Source organism: Desulfovibrio sp. 1214_IL3152 (assembly GCF_036763055.1).
Classification (GTDB): Bacteria; Desulfobacterota; Desulfovibrionia; order Desulfovibrionales; family Desulfovibrionaceae; genus Desulfovibrio.
The window spans coordinates 1-1,384 of sequence record NZ_JBAIYW010000403.1 but is presented as its reverse complement, the minus strand read 5'-3'; the positions used below and the strand labels follow the sequence as shown (position 1 = coordinate 1,384).

Annotated in this window: 1 protein-coding gene and 1 pseudogene; both read left to right on the top strand. The window is 61.7% G+C overall.

Annotated elements, in window-relative coordinates; all coding sequences use genetic code 11:
- A pseudogene (locus V6C07_RS08680) lies at nucleotides 1-523 on the top strand (DNA mismatch repair endonuclease MutL); the annotation flags it as partial.
- A gap of 151 nt (nucleotides 524-674) precedes the next feature.
- Nucleotides 675-1,160, top strand: coding sequence for an EVE domain-containing protein (locus V6C07_RS08675; protein ID WP_333536001.1), 486 nt, complete (start codon nucleotides 675-677; stop codon nucleotides 1,158-1,160).
- Nucleotides 1,161-1,384: the final 224 nt, after the last annotated feature.

Sequence of the window (1,384 nt, the reverse complement as noted above, 5' to 3'; positions counted from 1 at the left end):
GGCAAATACCTATCTGGTGCTGCGCGACAGGGACAGCGCCCTGATCCTGCTGGACCAGCACGCGGCTCATGAGCGTGTGCTCTATACTCGCATGCGCCGGGGCGGCTTTGCCGGTTCCGGGCAGTTGCTGGCCCTGCCGCTTGAACTGCCGCTGCATCCTGCGGAGCGCGAACGTCTGTTTGAACTGCGAGAAAATCTGGAATCTCTGGGCTTTGTCTTTGAAAGCTCCGGCGCAGGGCTTGAGGTCAGGGGCATGCCGCCCATGCTGTCCCGCGCCGAAGCCGGAGATTTTCTGCGCGAAGCGCTGGCCGGACGCAAGGACGATCTGGCGGGCATGTTCATTTCCATGTCCTGCAAGGCGGCCATCAAGGCAGGGCAGCGCCTTACGGACGATGAGGCCGCCGGCCTGCTGCGTCAGTGGCTTGCCGCTCCTGACAGGGAATACTGCCCGCACGGACGCCCCTGCGTGCTGCGCTGGGACGGCCCGGAGCTGGAAAAAATGTTCAAGCGGCGGCAGTCCTGAGGTTTTGACCCGGCAGTGCCTGTGTGCGGGGTGAAAGCCCGGGGAGTTTTTTGCACAAACCTGCCGGAGTCATGAGTCAGGGCTGCCGCACGTAAAAAATGCATGCTGCGGTTATGGTTTTGCTGGCCGGGCTGTGGCGCGGAGATATTATATGGAAAAAAAATATTGGCTGCTGAAGTCGGAGCCGGGGTGCTATTCCATCGACGACCTTGCGGCCGAGCCTGATCAGGTCACCAGTTGGGGCGGCGTGCGCAACTTTCAGGCGCGTAATTTCCTTCGTGATCAGGTGGCCGTGGGCGACATGGTCATCTTTTACCACAGCGTGACTGCGCCTTCGGCGGTTGGCGTGGCCCGCGTGGTCAGGGCCGGATACCCTGACCCCACTGCCTGGGAGCCGGAAGACGAACACTTTGACCCCGGATCGACCCCGGAAAAACCGCTCTGGTTCGCGGTAGACGTGCGTTTTGTAAAAAAATTTTCCAAGCCCGTGCCGCTCAAGGCCATGCGCATGGTTCCCGCCTTGCTCGGCATGGAGCTTTTGCGCAAAGGGTCCCGGCTCTCGGTTATGCCCGTTACCAGGGAAGAGTTTGATATCATTTGCAAGATGGGTGATCTGGAAGACAGCCGGATCATCTGAGGCTGCACCGCGCCGGCGGTCTACACCGGGGCCGCTTGCGCGGCGCAGTGGCGGGCTGACAGTGGGCGGCGCCTTTTCTGATGTCGCCTTGTGTTCTCCGTGATGCCCTTTTGGCGTTCCCGCGACAGCCTTCCGCATCCGCCCGGCATTCTTCCGATGCCCCCTGTGCGGCCTCACTTGCCCTCGGCCCCATATTTTCAGGCGCTACTGCGCGTGCACGGACT

Coding starts and splice junctions, on each gene's coding strand:
- V6C07_RS08675 (WP_333536001.1), top strand. CDS start 675: ATGGAAAAAAAATATTGGCTGCTGAAGTCGGAGCCGGGGTGCTATTCC.